Here is a 23965-nt window from a genome sequence, read left to right as displayed (position 1 = left end):
CCGGCGAACGACGACGAACGGCGGCGACGAACGGCGGCTGCGAACCACGTCGACGCCGGGCGGGGGTCGGCCGGAAGGGCCCGAGGGGGTGCCCGCGTTCGTCCGGGCGAAACCCTGGCGCGAGCACCCTCTCGGATCCTGTAGAGTTCTTCCTGTCGGAACGGGGGCGCGAAGAGCGCAAACGGTCGGGACAGATGGTGGGTGTAGCTCAGTTGGTAGAGCACCTGGTTGTGGTCCAGGTGGCCGCGGGTTCGAGTCCCGTCACTCACCCCAGAGCCTGAGGGGCCGATCTCTTCAAGAGATCGGCCCCTCAGGCGTTTTCGCGTTCCCTCACATCCCCACGCACCGCGCATCCCTGGCGACCCCCGCGATTCCCGCCCGACCGCACAGCTCCACGGCACGGTTTCCCCGCCGACAGATCTGCCGCCAGATGCTACCGACTAGTAACATTGCCGCCATGACCACACCTTCGATCGGCCGGCTGCTCGAATCGACCGTGCCGATGGCACGCACCCTCAAGCTCGAGTACCTGGAGACCACCCCGGAGCGCGCGGTGCTCCGGCTGCCCGACCAGCCCGAGTACCACAACCACGTCGGCGGGCCGCACGCCGGCGCGATGTTCACGCTCGCCGAGTCGGCGAGCGGCTGCATCGTGCTGGGCGCCTTCGGCGACCAGCTCTCGCGTGCCGTGCCGCTCGCGGTGAGTGCCGAGATCTCCTACAAGAAGCTGGCCATGGGTGTGGTCACCGCCACCGCCGTCCTGGGCCGCCCGGCCGCCGGGATCGTCGCCGAGCTGGACGAGGGCGGTCGCCCCGAGTTCCCGGTCACCGTCGAGATCACCCGCGCCGACGGGGCCGTGACCGGCGTCATGACCGTCGTCTGGACCCTGCGCCCCAACTCCTGACCGACCGGCGCCCGGTGGTTCCGGGGTCTCATCGCGATAACTGTCCGTGACGACGGCCGTGACCTCACGCCCCGTCCGCTCGTTCTCAATTCACGTGCGAGCCAATCACGCGGTCAAGGCCCCGGAACCAGCCCGACGCGCCCTCGGCGGCACGCGGCGTACGGTCGGCCGGTGGCTGCCCCGTCCACGCGTGGTCGCGGTGGCCGGGGCGCTGCTCGCACAGATCTGGTGGCTCGGAGCACCGGGCGCGTACGCGGCGGCGCCCGAACCCCTGCCGGAACCGGTGAACCGCACGGTCGGACGGGCCCTGCACGGCGGGCAGGCCTTCGACGGAGCGTCAGCCGAACGCCCGTCCGAGACGGGGCGGAAGACCTCCGGCGCCACCGGTGCCCGTGGCACACCGCCGCAGGACGCGCCCGCCGGGCTCCCCGGTCCGGTGGAGTCCCCCGGGCTGGTCGGACAGCTCACCGGTACGGCCGCGTCCGTACCTTCCTCCGGTACGGACACCGTGACCGGGCTGGTCGGAGGTGTGCTGCAGGAGCGGATCAGGGCGGGCGGCCTGCCGCTGCCGGGCCAGCGGGCCGCCGTTCCGGACGCGTTCGCGATCGCCTCGGGGCTACTGGAACCGGCCCCCGCCGAGGCCCGTACCCCGGAGGCACGCGCCTCACGGAGCAGTGAGCCCGAGACGCCCTCGTCGCCGGACGGACGGACGGGTGCCGGTACGCCACGCCCCGCTCCGGCGGACGACGGCCGGCCCGGCCAGAATCCCCCGCCACCGGTTCGCGAGGCCGCCGACCTTCGGTCCAGCCCCGGTTCCGAACCGCCCGAGGACGGCGCGGACGGCGCCGGAACCACGCGCCGGCCCGCACCGGAGGGCCGTCCGGCGGCGTACGAGGACCTGGCACTGACCGACCCGGCCACCATGGCGGCCGGTCACGGGCCCTCGGACACGGGGATCGCCGTGCTCGCCCCCATCGCCGCCGGACTGCTGCTCACCGGCGCCGCGATGTGGAAGCACCGGGGCCTGCCGCGCGGGCACTGAGACGGACACCGGCGAGGGCCCGGCACCGGTCCCGACGCCGGGACCGCCACGGGACGGACCGCCCGGCGTCAGACCGCCGGACCGAGGTCCAGCGCCAGCAGCGGGAGTTCGCGCCCGGGAATCGACCCGGACGGGGTGACACCGATCCGGGTGGCACCCATCGCCAGGTAGAACGGCTCCGCGTTCGGGTCGGCATCGATGGTGAGCCGGTGGAAGCCGAGCGCCACGGCCTGCTCGCGAAGGTGCTGGAAGAGCCGGCCTCCGACGCCCCTGCCGATGGTGTCGGGCTCGACGAAGAGCATGCCCAACTCGCCCTGGGGCGGCGCCCCGACGAGGGTCGCGAAGCCCAGCACCCGGCTGTCACCGGCGGCCACCGGCTCCTCGGCCACCATCGTCCGCTGCCGCTCGATCCCGTCGGCGTCCAGGGTCAGTTCGTCCCGGCAGGCAGCCAGGAACGCCTCGTCGTAGCCCCAGTGGGCCTTGGAGCGGAGGGCGAGGGCGCTGAGCAGCTCCGCCTCCTCCGGCCGAGCCGGTCTGATCCGCATGGCGTGCCCTCCTGTTCGGCGGCGCCGTCCGGATTCCGGACAGCAGCGGCCATTCTCCGCAACGGGCGGCACGACCGCCAAGCGGTTTACCGGAGTTCGGGCCACGCCCCGCTCCCCGCCACCGAACAACACGGCAGCGGCAACGGCAACGGCAACGTGGCTAACGGAACGTCCCCGGCGGCGGGACCGGGGAGGGAGCGGCGGTCGCGTCGGTGGCCGGGGCCGCGCCGGCGGCGAAGTCGGCCAGGGCGCGGCCGTGTTCGACCCGGCCGAGGGCGGCGTCGGTGGCGACCTTGCGGCCCAGTTCGGCGACCGGGAGCGGAGCGTGGGCGGCGGCCAGGACGAGGTTGCCGAAGCGCTTTCCGCGCAGCACGGCCGGGTCCGCGACCAGGCACAGCTCGGGGAAGACCGCGCCGAGCGTGGCGATCTGCGAACGGGCGAACGGAAGCGCCGCACCGTCGGCGATGTTCACCGCGTACCAGCCGCCGGGGGCCAGCGCCCGGGCGGCGAGCACGGTGAACTCGACGGTCGTGCAGTGGGCGGGCACCCGGGCGCCGGAGAAGACATCGGCGATGACAAGGTCGACGCTGCCCTCCGGGGTCCGCTCCAGCACGCTGCGGGCGTCCGAACCGCGGACCTTGATCTGCCAGCCCCGTTCCAGCGGGAGTTCGGCGCGGACGAGGTCGGTGAGCGCGGTGTCGATCTCGGCGACCTGCTGGCGGGAGCGGGGGCGGGTGGCCGCGACATAGCGGGCCAGGGTGAGGGCACCGCCGCCGAGATGCAGAACGGTCAGGGGCCGACCGGGCGGGGCGACCAGGTCGATCAGGTGGCCGAGGCGACGCTGGTACTCGAAGCCCAGGTGGGTCGGGTCGGCGAGGTCGACCATGGACTGCGGGGCGCCGTCGATGAGGAGCGACCAGGCGCCGGGGCGGTCGCGGTCGGGGCGGAGCTCCGCCAGCCCGGAATCGACGGGACGGGTGAGCGGGCCCTGGGTGTGCGTTCGGCCGCCGGGGCCGGTGGTCGCCGGCTGCGGCTCCGCCGTCGTACGCCCCTTGTCCGCGCTGCGGCCGGCTCTGCTGCTTCGTCCCATACCGGCCATTATCGCCGCCGGGCCGGAGGCCTCCGCGGCCCAGCGGGGGTGCCGGGCGGACGGGCGACGGTCAGAACGGGCCGAGGCCGCCGGCCGTCAGGGTGCAGGCCGCCTCGCAGAGGGCCGAACGCAGCACCCAGGCGTCGGTGGGGCGGGCCGCGCACCCGGCACCGGTCGGGGGCATCACCCACCGCGGGTCGGTGGCGGGCAGAAGCAGGCCGCCCGCGGTACAGGAGCTTCCTGGGAGGTGCCACGTCTCCGAGGTGCCGGCCGGGACGAAGAAGGAGACGGTGCTGCCGTTGCGGCTCTGCAGCACGACCCCGCAGGCCCGGCGCAGCCGCAGGATGTCGACCGCCTCCAGTCCGTGCCGCAGCGCGACCGTGACCATGTCGTAGCCGGCGACGACCACGCCGTCGTCGCCGGCCGCCGGGGGGCGCCCGGTCTCGCCGAGGCGACGGGCCCGTCCGTTGCCGCCGCCGCACGGGGCGTGGCCGCCCTCGGCGGGCCCCCGCCCGGGGCCGCGGTCGTCGGCGGGCTCGGGCAACAGGGCGGGGACGGCGGCGGCGAGCACTCCTCTGGCGGCCAGGCGGTGGTACTGCGGTACTCCGGTGGCCATCACGGGCTCTCCTGTCACCTCGGCGGTTTCGGAAGCCGCGCCGCCCGGGCGGTGGCGGCCGCCGCGGCGGGCGGCGGGCCCGGGACGGCGGCCGGAGGCTTCCGCGTATCAGGACAACGCGAAGGACGCTTCCCAGGCCACGGGGCGCCTTACAGCAAGGCATGGCATTTCATGGCAGATCCCGGCAACAGGGTCCGGTTTGACCAGGATTGACCACCTATCATCCGCAAACTCGCTGTGGCCGCCTGGTGACTCCGGGTACTGTCGGTTGCGAGCCAGGCGGCCCATCCGGCCGCACCGGGCCCACCGGCAGCCGGGAGCAGCACCCCGGCACCACGGCCACCGCAGTCCCCTCAGTCCCCGCAGTCCCGGCAACCACGAGAGCCCAGCCCGGTCCGTCGCACACCGGACCTCACCCCACGGAACCGCCCCGCCTCGCACCACCACCCCGCACGACCACGGAGCGCACCATGGCAGCCACCCCACCGGCCGAGCCGAACCGCCCGTCCCCCAATACCGTGATGCGCGCCCTGCGCGGCGACCGGTCACCGGGCGAGTTCGCCATGGCCGTACGCCGGGCCGCCCGGGAGATCGGCGAGCACGTGTCCTGCGACGCGCGCTACGTCGGGCGGGTCGAGGCCGGCGAGATCCGCTGCCCCAACTACGCCTACGAGCGGGTCTTCCGGCACATGTGGCCGGGCCGCTCGCTGACCGATCTCGGCTTCTCCCCCCGTACCGCCGTCCGCCGCCGCCGGGCGGACGGCCGCAGGGGCGCCGGGCCATCCCCGCTCCACCCGCAGTTCCCGTTCCCGCCCACCCCACGCCCACCACTCTCCACACAACTCCCGTACGCTGCCTCGCCGTACGCGGAACCGCCCCCACTGGACGGGCCCATGCCGCCGAGGCCCGTGGCGGTGCCCCGGGGGCCCGACGGATCGCACCATTTCGACGAGGAGAACGACGACGTGCGTCGCCGTACGTTCCTGGCCGGCGGATCCGCCGCACTGGCCACCGTGATCGGCATCGACCGGCCGGCCGGGGCCGGCCCCCGCACCGCCGCGGGCGGCCCCGGCACCGGAGCGGCCACCCCCTGCGGGCTCGTCCCACCCCAGCCGGGGCCCGGCACAAGCAGGTTCGACGCCGCCCCCGGCCTGTTCGATCCCGGATCCGCCTCCGACCCCGGCTCCGCCTTCGTACCCGGCCGGCCCGGGCCGGTGCCACCGCCCCGCAAGGTCGGCGCCGCCGAGGTGCTCGGCGTCGAACAGGCCGTACGGGACATCCGGCTGGCCGACGACGTCTACGGGGCCGACGCCCTGTTCGAGCTGGCCGGGCAGTCGCTGCGCACCGCGTACCTGCTGCTCAACGAGGGCGAGTACAGCGCCGAGACCGAACGCAGACTCCAGGCCGGCGCAGGCGAACTGGCCATCTCGGTCGGCTGGTTGGCGCACGATTCGAACCGGCTGGCGGACGCCCGGTCGCTCTACGCCGAGGCGCTCGCCACCGCCCGGATGGCGGGCGACTCCGCGCTGGAGGCGCATGTCTTCTGCAACAGCGCCTTCCTCGCCAGGGACGCCGGCCGCCCCCGTGAGGCGCTGCGCGCCGCCCAGGCCGGCCAGGCCGCCGCCCGTTACCTGGACTCCGACCGGCTGCTCGCGCTGCTCGCCATGCGCGAGGCCGGCGGCTGGGCACTGCTGCACGACCGCGCCGCCTGCGAACGGGCGCTCTCCCGGGCGTACACGCTCTTCGACCGCGGCCCCTCCGAGGCCGATCCCGAATGGATGTCCTTCTTCGGCGAGGCGGAGATCGCCGGGCTGGAGTCGCAGTGCTGGTCCGCCCTCGGGGACTGGGACCGGGCCAGCGAGCAGGCCGGGCGGGCGATAGAGCTGCAGAAGCCGCGCTTCGTCCGCAACCGGGTGCTGTACACCGCCGAGCTGGCCCACGACCGGCTCGGCCGGGGGGACTTGGCCGGCGCGGCGAACCACGGCACGGCCGCCGTCGCACTGTTCGGCGAGGTCCGCTCGGCCCGGATCCGCAGCATGCTGGCGGACACCGCCGAACGGCTGCGCGCGCACCGGGGCGTGCCGGAGGTCGGCCGCTTCCTGGCGGAGTACGACGTGGCCGCGGCCGCCTGACCGGTCGGCCGGGACTGCGGCCAGAACCGGGACCGGGGCCAGGGACCCCGCCCCGGCCCAGGGCCCGTACGGCCCACCGGTCAGTGCTTCAGGCCCTCCAGGTGGGCGAGGTCGTTCCAGACCTCGACCGCCGGGGCGCCGTACTCCCAGGAGAGGACGCAGAGCGCGGCCGTGCCGAGCTTGAACCGCTGGGCGTACTCGGGCGGCAGCCCCAGCCAGCGGGCGGTGAGGATGCGCAGCAGGTGACCGTGGGCGAAGAGCACCACATCGCGGTCGGCGCAGTGCATGACGGTGGTGTCCGGATCGGGCACGCCGTGCTCGTCGTTGAGGTCGGCGAGGAAGGCGTCCACCCGGGCGGCCACATCGCTGAGCTTCTCACCGCCGGGCACGCCGTCGCGCCAGATCAGCCAGCCGGGCTGGTCGGTCGCCCGGATGTCGGGCCCGGTCCGGCCCTCGTACTGGCCGTAGTCCCACTCCAGCAGCTCGGGGCGCTCCACCGCGCGGTCGCCGAAGCCGGCCAGCGCGCAGGTCTCCTTGGCCCGGTCGAGCGGGCTGGTGTAGACGAGCGCGTCCGGCAGTCCGTTCCAGGGGGCCTTGGCGAGGCGGGCGCCGAGCGCCCGGGCCATCGCGCGCCCCTCCTCGGTCAGCGGGATGTCGGTGCGTCCGGTGTGGCGTCCGGTCTTCGACCATTCGGTCTCGCCGTGGCGGACCAGCACGATTCGGGCGGGCATGGAAAGGCTCCTCGCAGCGGGGCGGTGGCAACGGTCGGTCTCACCCTTGAGCACCGGGGCTCCATGATCCCTCACCTCGGAGCCACCCACGATCGCGGACCTGGCCGGACGGCACCGCACGGCCGCCGCCGGGGATGGCCCGATACCTCCCGGCATGCCCGTGTGAGGCCCGAACCGCCGGGCCGGACCGGATTGTCGGACCCGGATGCGAGACTGGGCCGCACCATGAACGTCTCGACGAACGTCCCGTCCAGCGGGCACCTTGAGCCGCTCTCCCAGCGGCTCGCCGAGCTGCGCGGTCCGGCGCCGCAGCGCAGCCTGAACGCCCGTGCCCTCGCCGCGCTCGCCGCCAATCCGGGCTGTCACCGCCGCGCCGTACTCGATGCCGCCGGGGTCGACAAGTCGGCGCTGGCCGCCCGGCTCGGCCGCCCCGCTCCGTTCGGGCAGTCGCCGTTCGCCATCGCGCGCGGTGTGATCTTCGAGTCCCGGCTGAAGGCCGACGGCTACGCGGCGCTGCTGGAGCCGCTCCGCCGCCATCTCGGCCTGCCGACGGACGGCGGCGCCCCGCTCACCGTGCCCGATCTGCTGCGCCGCTCGGGCCCGGCGGTCCGGGCCGAGCGCACGGCGGCCGCCCTGGCCGAGGCCGCCGCCGAGCCGGACGCCTGGACGCTGCTCGACCACCCGCTGCTGCGGCTCACGGTGGCCGGCAGCACCGCCTATCTGGAGCCGGACGCCGTCGTGGTGCACGGCGGGCGGTGCACCGTGGTCGAGATCAAGTCCTTTCCGGTGCTGGACGGCAGCGCCGACCCGGCCAAGGTCGGCGCCGCCGCCCGCCAGGCCGCCGTGTACGTGCTGGCGCTCCAGGAGACGGCCGCCGCGCTGGCGGGCCGGGAGGCGGACCAGGGCCCGTACGTGGAGCAGCGCCTGCCCGGCAGCCCCCGGCTGAGCGTGCTGCTGGTCTGCCCGAAGGACTTCGGCAACCGGCCCACCGCGGTCGCCGTGGACGTCCGCCGCGAGCTGGCCACCACCCGCCGCCAGCTGAGCCGGATGACCGGTATCGGCGGGCTGCTGGAGGCGCTGCCGCCGGGCGTCGACTTCGACCTCGCGCCCGACCGGGACGGCGTCCCCGTCCGCTCCGCCGAGGAGCTGGCCGGGTCGGTCGAGGCGGTGCCCGCCGCGTACAGCCCGGACTGCCTCTCCACCTGCGAGCTGGGCTTCCACTGCCGCGCCCTGGCCCGCTGCGACGACCGGGTCGAACAACTGGGCCGAGGCGTCCGCGGCGAGCTGGGCAGCATCCGTACGGTGAGCGAGGCGCTGGCCGCCACCACCGGCGGCAGCGCCGACGAGGCGGCCGCCCGGCTGGCGTACGCGGCCGCGCTGCGGGCCGAGGCACTGGGGGCGGCGCCCCCTGCGGCCGTCCCCCCGAACGCCGCCACCCCGGCCGTCACCTCGGCCCCCGCCCCGGCCTGTGCCGGAGGCCCCCGATGAGCCTGCTCGGCACCCTCGCCCGGCTGGAGGCCGTCCGCGGCGGCCGGGCCGAACCGCTGGCCACCGTCCGGCACCGGCACCTCTCCGACCGCCCGATGGTGGTCGTGCCGCTGACGGCTGCCGGTGAGGCGGGCGCACCGCTGGCCGTGATGCTCGGCACCGAGCGGTCCGCACCGCGGCTGCACCTGGTGCCGCAGCCGCTCAACCGCACGCTGCGCTTCGACTTCCTGGCCGAGCTGGCCGCCGATCTGCTGCCCTACCTGGAGTCCTTCGGCACCGAGGTGGAGCAGATCGAGGGCTCCGAGAAGGACGTGGAGACGGGCGAGAAGACGCAGGTCTTCCGCGAGCTGTGCGCCGACGCGCCGCAGCTGATCGTGCCGAACAGCGCGGGGGTGCACCATCTCGCCCTGCTCGGGCGCTCCACCCGTTTCCGCCGCACCATCGAGGACGACGAGCCGGGCCCGTACCCGGCGCCGGTCCGGGTGCCGCTGCTCGGCCGCTGGCTGACCCACCTCACCGACCGGGCCCAGGTGCCCGGATCCAGCCTGCTGCTGCCGATGACCGGCCTGCTCGCCCGGCACTGGGCGACCGGCCAGAGCCACCTGGAGGACCAGCATCTGGCCGCCCGGCTCGCCTGGCACGCACCGCCGGCCGGGCTGACCGGCGCCGAGGCCGCCGAGCTGGCCGAGTCCGCCCGCGACGCGCACGGGCAGCTGCTGCACCCGCCGGCCGGCCCGGCCACCGACCCGCGCTTCGACGAGCTGGTGCTCGGCCCGGCGATCGCCCGCTACGACGCCGCGGCGTCCGCCCTGCTGCACCGGGCCTCGGCCGGCCCGGGCGCGGAGCACGCACCCCACGATCACGCCCACGACGGCGGCAGCGACGACGCGGGGGCCGACCGGGCGCGGGCCGCCCTCAGGGCCGCCGTGGCACAGCTGCGCGCGGCGCTGGAGCGGGTGCTGCTGCCCACCTGGCACGACGTCTGGCACGGCCTGGACCTCCTGCGCTCCCTGCCGCCCGGCGGGCACCTGGCGGAGCGCTGGACGGGCGACCGCTGGTCCTACACCGGCCACCGGGACCGTCTGGCGGCCGGCGAACCTCCGCAGCCCCGGCAGGACGACGCCGTCACGGCCGCCCGGAAGCTGGCGCAGCGCGAGCGCGAGCAGGCCCGGCTGGACGTCCAGGAGGCGCTGGACGACCCGCTGGCGATGGCCGAGCACCGGCTGGCCGGCGAGGCGTTCTCCGGCGAGGTGACCGAGGTGGTGCCGGACTACGACACCACCGGCCGGTCCCCCAAGCCGCGCCCGCTGGTGACGGTCCGCACCGCCGACCGCCCGCACGCCGACCTCGGCCGGGAGGCGCACCGGGCGCACGGCCCGACGCCGCAGAAGGCCGAGATCGTGGCGGTCGATCCGGCGGAGGGCACGATCACCCTGCGGGTGCTGTCCGGCATGGGCCGGAAGAAGGAGCCCGAGCCGGGGAGCCTGCCCGAGCCGGGCGAGCGGATCACCTTCACGCTGTTCGAGTTGACGGTCCGCCAGTCCGCGCCGCTGCCCGAGCCGGACGACACACCGTGGACGCACGGCGGCCCGCCCGGTACGGCGTCCGGCGCGGCGTCCGTACCGTCCGCAGCCTCCGAGGAGTGGGAGTGATCCGGCAGATGAGCAGCGAGCAGGCCCCCGGCGCGGCCGCCGACGCCGCGGTGGCCCGCATTCTGGCGGCCACCGTCCACCCCGCCGTCGGCGCCCCGCGCGGGGTGGTGGTGGACTCACCGCCCGGCGCCGGCAAGTCGACCCTGGTGGTCCGGGCCGCCCGGGAGCTGGTCGAGTCCGGCGAGCGGCTGATGATCGTCGCCCAGACCAACGGCCAGGTGGACGACCTGGTCGACCGGCTGGCCGAGAAGGCGCCCGAGTTGACGATCGGCCGGCTGCACGCGGCGGACTCCCGCCCGGGCCCCGAGGTGCTGCGGCACGCCAACGTCACGCCCTCCGCCAAGGTGGCGGACCTTGCCGAACTCGACGTGGTGATCTCGACCTCCGCCAAGTGGCAGTGGGTGCGGACCGAGGCGCCCTGGCGGCACGCGATCGTCGACGAGGCGTACCAGATGCGCTCGGACGCGCTGCTCGCGGTGGCGCGGCTGTTCGAGCGGGCGCTGTTCGTCGGCGACCCGGGCCAGCTGGACCCGTTCACCGTGGTCGGCACCGAGCAGTGGGCGGGCCTGTCGTACGACCCTTCGAGCAGCGCCGTGGTCACCCTGCTCGCGCACAACCCGCAGATCGAGCCGCACCGGCTGCCGGTCTCCTGGCGGCTGCCGGCCAGCGCGGCGCCGCTGATCTCGGACGCGTTCTACCCGTACACACCGTTCCGCTCCGGTACCGGCCCGGACGAGCGCCGGCTCACCGCCGCCGTGCGCCCGGACGGCTCCGCCCTGGACGCGGCGATCGACCGGGCGGCCGAGCACGGCTGGGCGCTGCTGGAACTGCCCGCCCGGCACACCGTACGGACCGATCCGCAGGCCGTGGCCGCCGTCGCGGCCACCGTCCGCCGGCTGCTTGAGCGGGGGCTGACGGCCCACTCCGAGCAGGGCTCCACCCCGCTCGCCCCCGGCCGGATCGCGGTCGGCACCGCCCATCGGGACCAGGCGGCGGCCGTCCGGGCGGCGCTGGTCAAGGCCGGTGTCCCGGTGGATCCGACGGCCGGACCGGCCGTGACCGTCGACACCGCGAACCGGCTGCAGGGGCGCGAGTACGACGTCACCGTCGTCCTGCACCCGCTCTCCGGGCGGCCGGACGCCACCGCCTTCCACCTGGAGACCGGCCGGCTCTGTGTCCTCGTCTCCCGCCACCGGCATGCCTGCATCGTGGTGGCCCGGGCGGGTATCGCCGAGCTGCTGGACGAGCATCCGTCCACCGAGCCGGTGCAGTTGGGCGTCTCGGTCAAGTTCCCCGACGGCTGGGAGGCCAACCACCAGGTGCTGCACCACCTCGCCGGGCACCGCGTCCGGCTCTCCCGCTGACCGTCCGGGGCCGGCCGCTCCCCGGCCGTCCCGCGCACCGCCCGGAGGGCCGCAGGCCTTCCCCCGCAAGCCGACGCGGCCGCCCGTACCCCGCCGGGCGGCCGCGTCGGCCGAAGGGTGCACGCCCCCGGCGCTCCGGGCGGGAATAGCGCCCGAACTCGCACCGTTCCGTTACCGGCCACCGCCGCGCGACAATGGACGGCGGCCACGACCGGGCGGCGCGGTCCCGAGCAGCCGTCGCCCGCCCCCATCGAGCACCGGAGGTGTCCGTCCATGCCCGACTCCCACGCGAAGGCGTCCGACCCGAGCGGTTCGACCGCCCCGGGCGGCCTGGGCCGGGATGCCGGTGAAGCGCCCGTCCGGCGCCTGCGCCCGGCGCAGCTGCTGTTCGAGCCGCAGGCCGCCGAGCCGGAGACGGAACGCTTCTTCGACCTGGAGTCGATCGAGGACCCGGCCGAGCTGCTGCGCCGTTCAACCGAGCTGGCGCTGGCCTTCCGCGCGGCCGCCGAGCGGGCCACCGACTTCCAGGCGGTCGCCGCTGCGCAGCTGGCGGACACCCGCCGGTTCGACGCGCTCTCGGACGCCGAGATCGCGGACCGGGCCGACTGGACCCCGGACTACGCCGCCAAGATGATCGAGTACGGGCGCGGCCTGCTCCAGCCCCGTCGCCACGACGGCTGACACCCCGCAGCTGGCACCCTGCGGCTGCGGCGGACACCCCGCGCCGTCGGACGGCCGACCGGTCGGCTCTCGCCTCTGGCATATGCGCCGGGGAAGGGTACGCCGTTCCCCCGCGCCCTGTCCGGCAAACCACGCTTTCCCTCCCGGCCACCCCCCGGACGCCTCACCCTGCTGGGTGTGGACATCTGGACGCACCAATCAGTGGAGTACGTCACCGTGGCCGGGGAAGCGTGGCTCGCCTCCGCGAGCGAGTACCCGCGCAGCATGCGCGCCCTCTGGGAGTCACGCCCGTGGTCGCCCTCCGTGCTGCCCTGCGGGCGCGCCTTCGACGTGATCAGCATGCCGTCGCTGTTCGGCCGCCGGGTGCTGGACGAACTCTGGGCCTCCGGTCCGGGCTGCGGACCGGTCGCCGCGTACCGGGGGCGCACGCTGCTGTTCGTCCGGCCCGGTGCGGCGGCCCGGCTGCGCCGTCTGCTGGCCTGGGAGGAGTGGGCCAGGAACGTGCCGCCGCTGCTCTGCCACGGCGGCGGCGACGCGGTCACCGTTCCGCCGGTGCAGCGGATGGTGAACAGCCCGGACTCCCCCGGGCTGGGCGCCGGGCGGTGGATCGTCGCCCCGGACAGCCGGGAGCCGTGGCTGCCGGGCGCCTCGGTGGTGCTCTGGGCCTGCGTCCGGGCCGCTCGCGAGCTCGTTCCGGCGGGGCGGGCCGAGCCCGTCGGCCTGACCACCGGATGAACGGCGGGCGACGGAATTCGATTTTGGCCCGACGGCGCGCCGCTGCTAAAGTCTTCCCTGTCAGCAGGCGCCGCTAGCTCAGTTGGTTAGAGCAGCTGACTCTTAATCAGCGGGTCCGGGGTTCGAGTCCCTGGCGGCGCACAGACAGCCGAGAGGCCCCTTGCGAAAGCAAGGGGCCTCTCGGCGTTTCCCGTGCGAGGGAGCATCCGCAGGGCGGGGCCGCCCGCCGGAGCGGACGGCCCCGCCCGGGCTCAGCGGCCGCGCAGCGAGCGGTAGCGGGCGACCAGCTCGGCGGTGGAGCTGTCCAGCGCGTCGGCGCCCTCCCCGGTGAGCAGCACGGGCTCGATCCGCTTGGCGAGCACCTTGCCCAGCTCGACGCCCCACTGGTCGAAGGAGTCGATGTTCCAGATCGCGCCCTGGACGAACACCTTGTGCTCGTACAGGGCGACCAGCTGGCCGAGCACCGACGGGGTGAGCTCGGCGGCCAGCACGGTGGTGGTCGGGTGGTTGCCCTTGAAGGTCTTGTGCGGGACCAGCTCGGCCGGCACGCCCTCGGCGGCGACCTCCTCCGGGGTCTTGCCGAAGGCCAGCGCCTGGGTCTGGGCGAAGAAGTTGGCGAGCAGCAGGTCGTGCTGGGCGACCAGGCCGGGGGGCAGGTCGGCGACCGGCCTGGCGAAGCCGATGAAGTCGGCCGGGATCAGCTTGGTGCCCTGGTGCAGCAGCTGGTAGTAGGCGTGCTGGCCGTTGGTGCCGGGGGTTCCCCAGACCACCGGGCCGGTCTGCCAGTTCACCGGGTTGCCGTCGCGGTCCACCGACTTGCCGTTGGACTCCATGTCCAGCTGCTGGAGGTAGGCGGTGAACTTCGACAGATAGTGCGAGTAGGGCAGCACGGCGTGCGCCTGGGCGTCGAAGAAGGCGCCGTACCAGACGCCGAGCAGGCCGAGCAGCAGCGGCACGTTCTGCTCCGGCGGCGCGGTGCGGAAGTGCTCGTCGACCAGGTGGAAGCCGTCGAGCATCTCGCGGAAGGCGTCCGGGCCGATGGCGATCATCAGCGAGAGGCCGATCGCCGAGTCGTAGGAGTAGCGGCCGCCGACCCAGTCCCAGAACTCGAACATGTTGGCGGTGTCGATGCCGAAGTCGGCGACGCCCTCGGCGTTGGTGGAGAGCGCGACGAAGTGCCTGGCCACCGCGTCGGTGTCGGCCCTCAGCTCGGTGAGCAGCCAGTTGCGGGCCGAGACGGCGTTGGTGATGGTCTCGATGGTGGTGAAGGTCTTGGACGCGACGATGAAGAGCGTCTCGGCGGCGTCCAGGTCGCGGACGGCCTCGTGCAGGTCCGCGCCGTCCACGTTGGAGACGAAGCGCACGTCGAGGTCGCGGGCGGCGTAGGAGCGCAGCACCTCGTAGGCCATGGCGGGGCCGAGGTCGGAGCCGCCGATGCCGATGTTGACGACCGTCCGGATCCGCTTGCCGGTGTGGCCGCGCCACTCACCACTGCGGACCTTGTCGGCGAAGGCGGCCATCTGGTCGAGCACGGCGTGCACGGCGGGTACCACGTTCTCGCCGTCGACCTCGACGACGGCGCCGCGCGGGGCGCGCAGCGCGGTGTGCAGGACGGCGCGGTGCTCGGTGTTGTTGATCTTCTCGCCGCGGAACATGGCGTCCCGCAGTCCGGCGACGCCGGTGGCTTCGGCGAGCTCGCGCAGCAGGGCCAGCGTCTCGTCCGTCACCAGCTGCTTGGCGTAGTCCACGTGCAGGTCGCCGACGCGCAGGGTGTAGCGGCGGCCGCGCTCCGGGTCGGCGGCGAACAGCTCACGCAGGTGCGTGTCGCCCAGCTCCGCCCGGTGCTTGCCGAGGGCGGCCCACTGCGGGGTGCGGTCGAGCGGGGTACGGGCGTCGGCGCGGGTCTCCGACATCGGTGGCTCCTCGATTCATCTGGGTGCAGATACCGGCAGGGCCAGGCGGGAGGGTTTTCGCGAGGTCGTGCGGGTACTGGTTAGTGCGCCGACTCCGTTGACGGCCTGCCCGGGGTCAGCCTATGCAACGTCGGGACCGGCCGTGCGCATTCCGTTCGGTCACGTCCGGCCCCGGCTCGCCGACCGTCCGTCACTTCCGTTCGGAGCGCAGGTCGAGCCCGCGCAGCACCTGGTCGACGAGCTCCGGGTCGGCGCCGGGTTCGCTGCGGGCGACCACCATCTCGCGGCGGGAGGCGGCGATCATCTCCTGCTCGACGGCGTGCGCGGCCCGCCACTGGGTGAGCCGCTGCTTCGCCTCGACGGCCTCCTCCTCGGCGTAGTTCTCCGGGCAGAGCCGGGCCAGCCGGTCGTGCTGACGGTCCCGCAGCCGGTCGGCGACCTCGGCGGGCAGCTTGTCCTGCTTCTCCAGTTCGCCGAGCCGCGTCAGCCCGGCCTTGGCGGCCCGCCACCAGAGCCGGCGGACCGCCTGCTCGTGCTTGTCCTGGTCGATGTCCAGGCGCAGCCGCTTGGCCAGCCAGGGCAGGGTGAGGCCCTGGACCAGCAGGGTGAAGAGCACCACGCTGAAGGCGATGAAGACCAGCCGGCCGCGTTCGGGGAAGCCTTCGCCGGAGTGCACGGTGAGCGGGATGGCCAGGGACAGGGCGACGGTGGCCACCCCGCGCATCCCGGACCACCAGAGCACCACGCTCTCCTGCCAGCTGATCGGGGTGTCCTCCTCGGCCCCGGAGCGCAGCCTCCTGGAGAGCCAGCCGGCCGGCAGCAGCCAGAGCAGCCGGACCAGGACCACGACCGCGATGACGACGGCGGCGTCGCCGAGCATGCTCGTCCAGCCGGTGCCCGCCTCCTTGAGGACGGTGGCCAGCTCCAGGCCGATCAGGCCGAAGGCGACGCCGGTGATCAGGATCTCGACGATCTCCCAGAAGGCGTTGCCGACCAGCCGGTAGGAGACGTCGTCGGCGTCGGCGGCCCGCTCGGCGAGGTAGAGCGCGCAGACCACCACGGCGAGCACGCCGGAGCCGTGGATCTCCTCGGCGAGGGCGTAGGCGGCGAACGGCACCAGCAGGTTGAGCGCGACCTGCTGGGTGGGGTCCTCCAGGAGGGCGGCGAGCTTGGTGTTGAGCCAGCCGAGGGCGATGCCGACGACGACGGCGAGTACCGCCGAGAGCACGAAGCGCAGCACCGCGTGGCCGGCCGAGAAGTCGCCGCTGACCACGGCGTCGATGGCCAGCGAGTAGATCACGATCGCGGTGACGTCGTTGAAGAGGCCCTCGCTCTCCAGGATCGCCACCAGGCGGCGCGGCAGGCCGACGCTGCCGGCCACCGCGACGGCGGCGACCGGGTCCGGCGGCGAGACCAGCGCGCCGACCGCGATGGCGGCCGCGAGCGGCAGCGTGGGCAGCAGCCAGTGCACGGCGCCGGCCACCGCGACCGTGGTGACCACCACCAGGGCGACGGCGAGCAGCAGGATCGAGCGGATGTTGGCCCGGAAGTAGCGGACGGACGAGCGCCGGGCGACGGCGAAGATCAGCGGTGGCAGGACCAGCGGCAGGATCAGCTCGGGGTCGATGGCGATGTTCGGGATCTGCGGCATCAGTGCCATGACGATGCCGAGCAGGGTCATCAGCACGGGTTGTGGCACGCCGGTCTTCCGGGCGAGCGGCATGGTCACCACTGAGGCCAGCAGCACCAGGAAGAGCAGGGGCAGCTGGCCCACGGGAAGGTCCTCTCGGTGGTGAGTCGGCGACCGGTGGTCGACGGGTCGGGCGGCGGCCCGGAGCATGATCCGGGCCGCCGTCAAGGATAAATCTGACAATGCGCCCAACCGTGACAACACGCCGGGCAGTGCTTGACCTCAAGCGCACTTCAGGTCTGATCATCTGAGGAAAGGGTCGACCGACAGGCAGGAGCAGCCCCTCATGAAGGCAGTCACCGTCCCCGCGTTCGGCGGGCCCGAGGTCCTGCGGACCACCGAGGTGCCCACGCCCACCGCCGGACCGGGCGAGGTGCGGGTCCGGGTCTACGCGGCCGGAGTACAGCCCGTCGACCTCGCCGTCCGGGGCGGCTGGAGCCCGCCGGGCGTCCGGGTCGAACCACCGGTGATCCCGGGCAACGAGTTCGCCGGGGTGGTGGACCAGCTCGGCCCGGGCAGCCGGGGCTGGGCGGTCGGCGACGAGGTGCTGGGCTTCCGGCTGCTCCGGGCGCACGCCGAGTACGTCACCGTGGACGCCGCCCAGCTGGTCGCCAAGCCGGCCGGCATGCCCTGGGAGCAGGCCGGCTCGCTCTCCGCGTCCGGCCAGACCGCGCACATCGGGCTCACCGCGCTGAAGGTCGGCCCCGGCGACACCGTGCTGGTCCACGGCGCCTCCGGCGGGGTCGGCACCGTCGCCGTCCAGCTCGCCCGGGCCTGGGGCGCCACCGTGATCGGGGCGGCGAGCGAGCGCAACCACGCCTACCTGCGCGAGCTGGGCGCGGTCCCGGCCCCCTACGGCGAGGGGCTGGTCGAGCGGGTCCGCGCGGTGGCGCCGCAGGGCGTGGACGCGGCCTTCGACGCCGCCGGGCGCGGCGCGCTGGAGGCCTCCGTCGAACTGGTGGCCGACCGGGACCGGATCGGCACCATCGTGGACTACCCGGCCGCCGAACGGCTCGGCGTGCGCGGGCTGCGCGCCGAGCGGACGGCGGCCCGGCTGGGCGAGCTGGTCGCCCTCTGGGAGGACGGGGGCCTGCGGCTGGAGATCGCCGACACCTTCCCGCTGGAGCGCGCCGCCGACGCCCACCGGCTGGTCGGCGACGGGCACGTCCGGGGGAAGGTCGTCCTCGCCCCGTGAGCGGCGGGGCCCGGGGCGGGCGCCGGGCCCGATTGTGAGTTTCGGCCGCTGACCAGGTAATGTTTTCCACGTCAGCAGGCGCCGCTAGCTCAGTTGGTTAGAGCAGCTGACTCTTAATCAGCGGGTCCGGGGTTCGAGTCCCTGGCGGCGCACAGACAGCCGAGAGGCCCCTTGCGAAAGCAGGGGGCCTCTCGGCGTTCCCGCCGGCGGCGGCTCAGTGCGGGATCGCGGCGATCAGTTCGGCCGCCCCCTGCCGCTTCAGTGCCAGGGCGGTCGCGGTGCCGAGGTCCTCCGGGGTGAGTGAGCCGGCCCACTCGTGGGCGTCCAGGACCTGCTTGCCGTCCGGGGAGAAGACCCGCCCGCGCAGCGAGAGGCGCCCGTCCGGCTCGGCCTTGGCGTAGCCGGCGATGGGCGAGTTGCAGTGGCCCTGGAGGACGTGCAGGAACATCCGCTCGGCGTTCGCCTCCCGCCAGGTCGGACGGTGGCCCAGCCCGCTCACCGCCTCGATGGTGGCGGTGTCCTCCTCGCGGCACTGGAGGGCGAGGATGCCGGCGCCGATCGGCGGACACATCGACTCCAGGGGCAGGATCTCGCTGATCCGCCCCTCCTCGCCGATCCGCTCCAGTCCGGACACCGCGAGCAGCAGCGCGTCCGCCTCGCCGGCCGCCAGTTTGGCCAGCCGGCTGTTGGCGTTGCCGCGGATCGGCACGCAGGCCAGGTGCGGGTGGGAGGCGGCGAGCTGGGCCCGGCGCCGGACGGACGAGGTGCCGATCCGCGTCCCGGCCGGGAGCCCGTCGAGGGTCAGGCCACCCGGGTGGACCAGCGCGTCGCGGATGTCGTCGCGCCGGAGGTAGGCGGCGAACACCGTCCCGGCGGGCAGCGGCCGGTCGGCGGGCACGTCCTTGAGGCAGTGCACCGCCAGGTCCGCCTCCCCGGCCAGCAGCGCGGCGTCCACCTCCTTGGTGAACGCGCCCTTCCCGCCGAGCCGCGCCAGGTCGCCCATCCACCGGTCCCCCGAGGTGGTCACCGGGACCACCTCGGTGCGCACCCCCGGGTGCAGGACGGCGAGTTCGGCCCGGACCCGTTCCACCTGGGCGAGGGCCATGGGCGAGGATCGGGAGACGATACGAATCAACTCAGTTGAGGACATGGCTGGATGATAGGACGTCATATTCGGTCCGGCGGCATCGGACACCCGGGGGCGCACCCTCGGGCCGCGCCAGGACGCAGCGCGGCCGACCGCCCCGGACCGGTCACGCCCCCGTCCCGGACCGGTCACGCCCCGGCCGGGGACCGGGACCCCGGGCGATCACGTGCTCGGCCACCAGCAGGTTGATCAGCCAGGACGTCCAGGCCGCGGTCGCGTACGCCTGCTCGAAGGGGACGCCGACGGCCGGCATCACGGTGAGCCAGACCCGGAGCGTCGCCGCGGCGAAGATCAGTCCGTACGACCGGGTCATCCAGGCACGGTGGCGGGCGATCGCACCCCGGCGGGCGGCGGCGAACCCGGCGGCGGAGGTGGCCAGCAGGAGGATGTCGAGGACGGCGAAGCCGATCGGCGCGATCGGGCCGACCATCGAGTCCGGTACCAGGAAGAGACCGGCGGCACCGGTGACCAGCGCGGCCACCAGATAGCCCCGGCCGGCCACGCGGTGCACCACCGGGCGGCGCGCGCGAAGCCGGGGCAGGAACTGCCAGGGGCCGAGCAGGATCGCCAGCACGCCGCCTCCGACGTGCAGTGTGAGGGGGAGCAGATGGGCGAGGTAGACGGCCCGCTGCTCGGTGAGGAAGGTGTCCGGGTCGAGGGTGAGGTAGCGGCTGGTGATCAGGGCGGTGGCGGCGGCGAGGACGATCATCGCGATCCAGCCGGTACGGCGCAGGGCGGCGGCCGGGGCCCGCCGCCGCCGTTCTCCTCGGGCGGCGGCGGGGCCCGTCGGCCCCTGGGACTCAAGGGAGTTCATGCCCCGAAAGCTACGGACCGGGCCCGCTCGGCGCCTCCCCCGCCGGGGTCCGGCGGACGTGCCCCGGGGGGCGTACGGAGGTGGGCCGCTCGGGGTGGCGGGAGAACCCGGGGAGGCGGCTCCGGTCGCCCGGGTACCCCCGGAGGGGTACACCCGGGATACCCCCCTGCGGCGATGCGCGGGCCGGACCGGCCTCGGTACGGTACGGACCGTGCGCCCGCACCACCGCGCAGCAGCGATCACCGCCCCAGCCCCGGAGCCGCGATGAGCCCGCCCGTCCCGATCCGGACCAGTCCCCTGGACACCGCCCTGGCCTGCGCGTTCCTCGGCGCCATGGTGGTCGAGCGGCTCGGCGCGGCCGCGGGGCTCCGCACCGGGATACCGCTCGCCCTGGCGCTGAGCGCCGCCGTCGCCGGCCCGCTCGCCGTCCGGCGCACCCTGCCGCTGGCCGGGTATCTGATCGGTTCCGCCGCGCTGTCGGCGGAGGCGCTGTTCGTCCTGCCCAGCCCGCTGACGCCGTACGCGAACCTGATCGGCCTGTACTCGCTCGGCCTGTACGCCACGCGCCGCCGGGCCTGGCTGGGCCCGTTCGCCGCGCTCCTCGGGATGGCCGCCTACTTCGCGGACTTCGGGCACGCCTACCCGGTGATCCCGGCCGGCGTCCTCTTCTTCTGGCTGCTCGGCTGGGCTTTCGGGTACGGGGCGGCCCGGCGCGCCGAGGAGCGGGACGCGGCCCGGTCGCTGCTGCGCCAGCGGGTCGTCGCCGAGGAACGGGCCCGGCTGGCCCGCGAACTCCACGACCTGGTCGGCCACACGGTGAACGTGATGCTCATCCAGGCCGGCGCGGCCCGCCGGCTGCTCGACCGCGAACCGGACCGCACCCGCGAGCTGCTGTCCGGGCTGGAGCACACCGGCCGGGAGGCCCTGGACGACCTGGACCGGGTGCTCGGCCTGCTCCGGCGGAGCGCCGGGGCGCCGGAGCGGGGCGGCCCCGGCGGCCGTACCGGCCCCGCCCACGACGAGCCGCTCCTGCAGCCCGGCCTGGCCGACCTGGGCCGGCTCACCGGCCGGATCGGGCAGGCCGGGATCCGGGTCACCGTACGGGTCGACCCGGCCGCCCGGCAGGTGCCGCGCAGCATCGACGTCTCGGCGTACCGCATCGTCCAGGAGGCGCTCACCAACACCGTGAAGCACGCACAGGCCGGATCCGCCGATGTCACCGTCCAGTGCGCCGGGGGCGCGCTCGACATCGAGGTGTGCGACGACGGCCGCGGCGCCGCCCCGGGGTACGCGCCCGGCCGGGGGCTGCTCGGCATCGCGGAACGGGTCTCGGTGCTCGGCGGCAGCGTGGAGCACGAGAGGGGTGAACGGGGCGGGTTCCGGCTCCACGCCGTCCTCCCGATCCCATGACGGTCCGGGTGGTGGTGGCCGACGACGATGCCCTGCTGCGCGCCGGGGTGGCCCTCGTACTGGAGACCGGCGACGGCATCGAGGTGGTCGGCGAGGCGGCGGACGGGCTGCGGGCGGTCGAGCTGTGCCGCTCACTGCGGCCGGACGTCGTCCTGATGGACGTCCGGATGCCCGGCATCGACGGCGTCGAGGCGACCCGCCGGGTGGTCGCGGCCGGCCTGCCCACCCGGGTCCTGGTGCTGACGACGTTCCACCACGACGACTACGTGTGGGGTGCGCTGCGGGCCGGGGCCGGCGGCTTCCTGCTCAAGCGGGCCTCGCCGGAGCGCCTCATCGACGCCGTGCACACCCTCGCCGCCGGCGAGTCCGTGCTGGACCCGGCGGTCACCCGCGACCTGGTCGCCCAGGTCGTCGGCCGGACCACGGACCCCCTGCGGCCCACGCCGGACGATCTCAGGCTCGCCCGGCTCACCGCCCGTGAACGCCAGGTCCTCCGGCTGGCCGCGGAGGGGCACTCGAACGCCGAGATCGCCGATCTCCTCGTCCTGGCCGAATCGACCGTCAAGACCCATATGAAACGGATCCTGCTGAAGATCGACGCCCGCGACCGCGCCCAGGCGGTCGCCATCTCCTACCGCAGCGGGCTGATGTCGCCCCCGGGCGCGGGCGGCGGCATCCTCGGCGGCGCCTGACCGGATGTCAGAGGCAGGCCTTAGGGTCGGCGCATGACCGATCGCGAGTCCTTCGCCCCACTGACCTTCTTCGAGTACGACCACCGGCCGGGCACCTACTGCCTGCTCCTGAGTGACGGCTGGATGCCCGAGGCGGACGACGTCTTCGAGGCGGCCGGCCACGACGCGGGCGGCTACGGCTGGGAGGGGGTGGCGAGGTCCGCGATCCGGGAGCGGGCGCCGGAGCTGGCGGGCCGGATCTCCTTCGACTCCGAGGCGGGCATGTTCGTCGCCTACGGGGACGACGCCGACGCGCTGAGGGCACTGGGGGCGCTCCTGCGGGAGGCCTGCCGGGACCGCGCCCTGCTCCGCGAACTGGTCGAGGCCGGCGACCCCGACTGGTTCGACTAGAACGTCCGGGCCCGGACGTCACCCGGTCCGGCGCCGGGCGGGGAAGCCGTGGACGCGGGCGGCGGTGACCACGGCCAGGACGGGGAGGAGCAGCGCGAGGACGGTCCAGGGGAAGGAGCCGGCGCCGAAGCGGTCGAGCAGGAAGCCGCCGGCCACGCCGCCGCCCGCCATGGCGGCGTTCCAGAGCGTGACCAGCATGGCCTGGGCGGCGTCCGCCTGTTCGCCGCCCGCGTCGCCGACGGCGGTCTGCAGCAGGGTCGGGATGCCGCCCCAGCCCAGGCCCCAGAGCACCGCCGCCACGTAGACGGGCGCGGGGCCGTCGACGGGCACCGCCAGGACGGCGGCCGCGCCGGCGACCAGCAGGCCGCTCGCGAGGGTGAGGGTGCGCAGCCGCCGGTGGATGTGGACGCCGGTGAACCAGATGCCCGCGAGCGAGGCGACGCCGAAGACGAGCAGCACCAGGCCGGTGGCATCGCCCAGGCCAGCCCGGTCGAGGTACGGGGCGATGTAGGTGTAGAGGACGGTGTGGGCCAGGACGAAGACGAAGGTCACGAAGAGCACCGGCACCACCCCCGGGACGGCGAGCGCCCGCAGGGCCGGGGCCCGTTCGGCCCGGCCCTGGCCGGGGTGGTCGGGGACGGTCGCGGCGATCCAGCCGATCACGCCGACCGCCAGCACGGTCATCAGCAGGAACGCCACCCACCAGCCGAGCGCCGTGCCGAGGAAGGTCCCGGCGGGCACGCCCAGCGACAGGGCGACGGGCGCGCCGGTCATCGCGATGGCGATCGCCTTGCCCTGGAGGGGTGCCGGCGCCAGTCGGCGCGCGTACCCGGCGAGCAGGGCCCAGGCCAGGCCGGCCGCCACCCCGGCGACGAACCGGGCCGCCATGGTGAGCGGATAGCCGGACGAGAGGGCGGTGACGGTGTTGGCGGCGGCGAACCCGGCCATCGCGGTGAGCAGCAGCCGCTTGCGCCGCCATCCGGCGGTGGCCGCGGTGAGCGGGAGGGCGGTGACCGCCGTCCCGATCGCGTAGATGGTGACCGACTGGCCCATCGCGGACTCGCTGACGCCGAGGTCGGTGCTCATGGCGGGCAGGACGCCGGCCGGCAGGGTCTCGGTGAGGGCCGTGATGAAGACGGCGGTGGCCAGGGCCAGCAGCGCCGACAGGGGAAGTCCCGTTTGCTTGACGGCAGTTGACGGCCGCACAGGCGGCTGTGCGGATGGCTGTGTGGTTCGCATGACGGCTATGCTCAAACCCTCACATTGATGTGAGGGTCAACGCGTCCCGGTGTGAGGTGGGCCACATGATGATCGGGGAGCTGGCGGAGCGCACCGGCACGTCCCGCCGGCTGCTGCGCTACTACGAGGAGCAGCGGCTGATCGTCGCCGACCGCCGGGCCAACGGCTACCGGGACTACGCCGAGTCCTGCGTCGACCGGGTCCTGCAGATCCGGGGCCTGCTCGACGCCGGGCTGCCGACCCGCCTCATCCGGCAGATCCTGCCCTGCCTGGACAAGCCCCGGGTCATCCACTTCGCCGACGCCACCCCGGAGATGATCGCCACCCTGGAGCACGAACTCGCCGGTATGACCGAGCGGATCAGGTTCCTCACCCGCAACCGGGACGCCATCGCCGAGTACCTGGAAGCGGTGCGGGTGGAGCACTGACCGCCCCGGGGCGCCGGACGGTTCCGTCCGGCGCCCCGGGAGGCCGGGCCCAGGGGTCGGGCCCGGC

22 protein-coding genes and 3 tRNA genes are annotated in these 23965 nt (G+C 74.7%); 16 read left to right on the top strand and 9 right to left on the bottom strand.

Going from position 1 to position 23965, the window contains the following annotated elements; all coding sequences use genetic code 11:
- Positions 1–197 precede the first annotated feature (197 nt).
- The 3 genes from ACIQIB_RS19585 (at position 198) to ACIQIB_RS19575 (ending at position 1946) form a co-directional block, all read left to right on the top strand.
- Positions 198–273, top strand: a tRNA-His gene (locus tag ACIQIB_RS19585).
- 184 nt (positions 274–457) lie between these two features.
- Positions 458–904: a DUF4442 domain-containing protein gene (locus ACIQIB_RS19580; RefSeq protein WP_400655741.1), complete on the top strand. Its 447-nt coding sequence runs from the start codon at positions 458–460 to the stop codon at positions 902–904.
- Positions 905–1094: 190 nt separating this feature from the next.
- The gene (locus ACIQIB_RS19575) at positions 1095–1946 is read left to right on the top strand and encodes a hypothetical protein (protein ID WP_400655739.1); all 852 of its coding nucleotides are present in this window, start codon (positions 1095–1097) and stop codon (positions 1944–1946) included.
- 68 nt (positions 1947–2014) lie between these two features.
- Here ACIQIB_RS19575 and ACIQIB_RS19570 read toward each other — a convergent pair whose 3' ends face one another.
- From ACIQIB_RS19570 to ACIQIB_RS19560, 3 genes are all read right to left on the bottom strand, one after another.
- A complete protein-coding gene (locus ACIQIB_RS19570; protein ID WP_363606773.1) occupies positions 2015–2491 on the bottom strand; it encodes a GNAT family N-acetyltransferase in 477 nt (158 codons plus the stop codon).
- A gap of 160 nt (positions 2492–2651) precedes the next feature.
- Positions 2652–3581: a spermidine synthase gene (locus tag ACIQIB_RS19565; RefSeq protein WP_400759261.1), complete on the bottom strand. Its 930-nt coding sequence runs from the start codon at positions 3579–3581 to the stop codon at positions 2652–2654.
- 70 nt (positions 3582–3651) lie between these two features.
- The gene (locus ACIQIB_RS19560; protein WP_363606771.1) at positions 3652–4197 is read right to left on the bottom strand and encodes a hypothetical protein; all 546 of its coding nucleotides are present in this window, start codon (positions 4195–4197) and stop codon (positions 3652–3654) included.
- 470 nt (positions 4198–4667) lie between these two features.
- Here ACIQIB_RS19560 and ACIQIB_RS19555 point away from each other — a divergent pair, with 470 nt between their 5' ends.
- Positions 4668–6329 (top strand): tetratricopeptide repeat protein, encoded by a 1662-nt coding sequence (locus ACIQIB_RS19555; RefSeq protein ID WP_400655731.1) that lies wholly within the window; start codon positions 4668–4670, stop codon positions 6327–6329.
- 80 nt (positions 6330–6409) lie between these two features.
- On the opposite strand, the gene ACIQIB_RS19550 is transcribed toward ACIQIB_RS19555, so the two are convergent.
- On the bottom strand, positions 6410–7060 hold the full coding sequence (locus tag ACIQIB_RS19550; RefSeq protein WP_400655729.1) for a histidine phosphatase family protein: 651 nt from the start codon (positions 7058–7060) through the stop codon (positions 6410–6412).
- 225 nt (positions 7061–7285) lie between these two features.
- Between ACIQIB_RS19550 and ACIQIB_RS19545 the strand changes: the two genes are divergently transcribed.
- The 6 genes from ACIQIB_RS19545 (at position 7286) to ACIQIB_RS19520 (ending at position 13121) form a co-directional block, all read left to right on the top strand.
- Positions 7286–8548, top strand: a complete 1263-nt coding sequence (locus ACIQIB_RS19545; RefSeq protein WP_400759259.1) for a hypothetical protein — start codon at positions 7286–7288, stop codon at positions 8546–8548.
- On the top strand, positions 8545–10200 hold the full coding sequence (locus ACIQIB_RS19540) for a hypothetical protein (RefSeq protein ID WP_400759256.1): 1656 nt from the start codon (positions 8545–8547) through the stop codon (positions 10198–10200). The genes ACIQIB_RS19545 and ACIQIB_RS19540 overlap by 4 nt, the downstream gene beginning before the upstream one ends.
- Before the next feature lie 8 nt (positions 10201–10208).
- Positions 10209–11564: an AAA domain-containing protein gene (locus tag ACIQIB_RS19535; RefSeq protein ID WP_363606764.1), complete on the top strand. Its 1356-nt coding sequence runs from the start codon at positions 10209–10211 to the stop codon at positions 11562–11564.
- Between the two features lie 273 nt (positions 11565–11837).
- Positions 11838–12245 carry a hypothetical protein gene (locus ACIQIB_RS19530; RefSeq protein ID WP_363606763.1) on the top strand — a complete coding sequence of 136 codons (408 nt, stop codon included), beginning with the start codon at positions 11838–11840 and terminating at the stop codon, positions 12243–12245.
- 177 nt (positions 12246–12422) lie between these two features.
- Positions 12423–12980 (top strand): bifunctional DNA primase/polymerase, encoded by a 558-nt coding sequence (locus tag ACIQIB_RS19525; protein ID WP_400759253.1) that lies wholly within the window; start codon positions 12423–12425, stop codon positions 12978–12980.
- Positions 12981–13047: 67 nt separating this feature from the next.
- Positions 13048–13121, top strand: a tRNA-Lys gene (locus tag ACIQIB_RS19520).
- 110 nt (positions 13122–13231) lie between these two features.
- Here the strand turns inward: ACIQIB_RS19520 and pgi are convergent.
- Both pgi and ACIQIB_RS19510 read right to left on the bottom strand, forming a co-directional pair.
- On the bottom strand, positions 13232–14893 hold the full coding sequence (pgi, locus tag ACIQIB_RS19515; protein WP_363606760.1) for a glucose-6-phosphate isomerase: 1662 nt from the start codon (positions 14891–14893) through the stop codon (positions 13232–13234).
- Positions 14894–15083: 190 nt separating this feature from the next.
- Positions 15084–16667: a Na+/H+ antiporter gene (locus tag ACIQIB_RS19510; RefSeq protein WP_363606758.1), complete on the bottom strand. Its 1584-nt coding sequence runs from the start codon at positions 16665–16667 to the stop codon at positions 15084–15086.
- A gap of 202 nt (positions 16668–16869) precedes the next feature.
- On the opposite strand from ACIQIB_RS19510, the gene ACIQIB_RS19505 reads away from it, so the two are divergent.
- Together ACIQIB_RS19505 and ACIQIB_RS19500 are read left to right on the top strand one after the other, a co-directional pair.
- The gene (locus tag ACIQIB_RS19505) at positions 16870–17778 is read left to right on the top strand and encodes an NADP-dependent oxidoreductase (RefSeq protein ID WP_400759251.1); all 909 of its coding nucleotides are present in this window, start codon (positions 16870–16872) and stop codon (positions 17776–17778) included.
- Positions 17779–17856: 78 nt separating this feature from the next.
- Positions 17857–17930, top strand: a tRNA-Lys gene (locus ACIQIB_RS19500).
- 62 nt (positions 17931–17992) lie between these two features.
- Here ACIQIB_RS19500 and hemC read toward each other — a convergent pair.
- Both hemC and ACIQIB_RS19490 read right to left on the bottom strand, forming a co-directional pair.
- Positions 17993–18928 (bottom strand): hydroxymethylbilane synthase, encoded by a 936-nt coding sequence (gene hemC, locus ACIQIB_RS19495; protein ID WP_400759249.1) that lies wholly within the window; start codon positions 18926–18928, stop codon positions 17993–17995.
- Between the two features lie 103 nt (positions 18929–19031).
- Positions 19032–19739, bottom strand: a complete 708-nt coding sequence (locus ACIQIB_RS19490) for a DUF2306 domain-containing protein (RefSeq protein WP_400759246.1) — start codon at positions 19737–19739, stop codon at positions 19032–19034.
- Between the two features lie 264 nt (positions 19740–20003).
- On the opposite strand from ACIQIB_RS19490, the gene ACIQIB_RS19485 reads away from it, so the two are divergent.
- From ACIQIB_RS19485 to ACIQIB_RS19475, 3 genes are read left to right on the top strand one after another with little or no spacing between them, the layout of a single operon-like run.
- A complete protein-coding gene (locus tag ACIQIB_RS19485; RefSeq protein WP_400759244.1) occupies positions 20004–21149 on the top strand; it encodes a sensor histidine kinase in 1146 nt (381 codons plus the stop codon).
- On the top strand, positions 21146–21841 hold the full coding sequence (locus ACIQIB_RS19480) for a response regulator (protein ID WP_400655689.1): 696 nt from the start codon (positions 21146–21148) through the stop codon (positions 21839–21841). The genes ACIQIB_RS19485 and ACIQIB_RS19480 overlap by 4 nt, the downstream gene beginning before the upstream one ends.
- A gap of 33 nt (positions 21842–21874) precedes the next feature.
- Positions 21875–22231: an immunity 51 family protein gene (locus tag ACIQIB_RS19475; protein ID WP_363606749.1), complete on the top strand. Its 357-nt coding sequence runs from the start codon at positions 21875–21877 to the stop codon at positions 22229–22231.
- Positions 22232–22249: 18 nt separating this feature from the next.
- On the opposite strand, the gene ACIQIB_RS19470 is transcribed toward ACIQIB_RS19475, so the two are convergent.
- Complete coding sequence (locus ACIQIB_RS19470) at positions 22250–23470, bottom strand: MFS transporter (RefSeq protein ID WP_363606748.1); 1221 nt, start codon at positions 23468–23470, stop codon at positions 22250–22252.
- Positions 23471–23535: 65 nt separating this feature from the next.
- Here ACIQIB_RS19470 and ACIQIB_RS19465 point away from each other — a divergent pair, with 65 nt between their 5' ends.
- The gene (locus ACIQIB_RS19465) at positions 23536–23898 is read left to right on the top strand and encodes a MerR family transcriptional regulator (protein ID WP_400655684.1); all 363 of its coding nucleotides are present in this window, start codon (positions 23536–23538) and stop codon (positions 23896–23898) included.
- Positions 23899–23965: the final 67 nt, after the last annotated feature.

Origin of the sequence: Kitasatospora sp. NPDC092286 (genome assembly GCF_044755565.1) — a bacterium.
GTDB lineage: Bacteria > Actinomycetota > Actinomycetes > Streptomycetales > Streptomycetaceae > Kitasatospora.
This window is presented reverse-complemented; position numbering and strand designations above follow the sequence as displayed.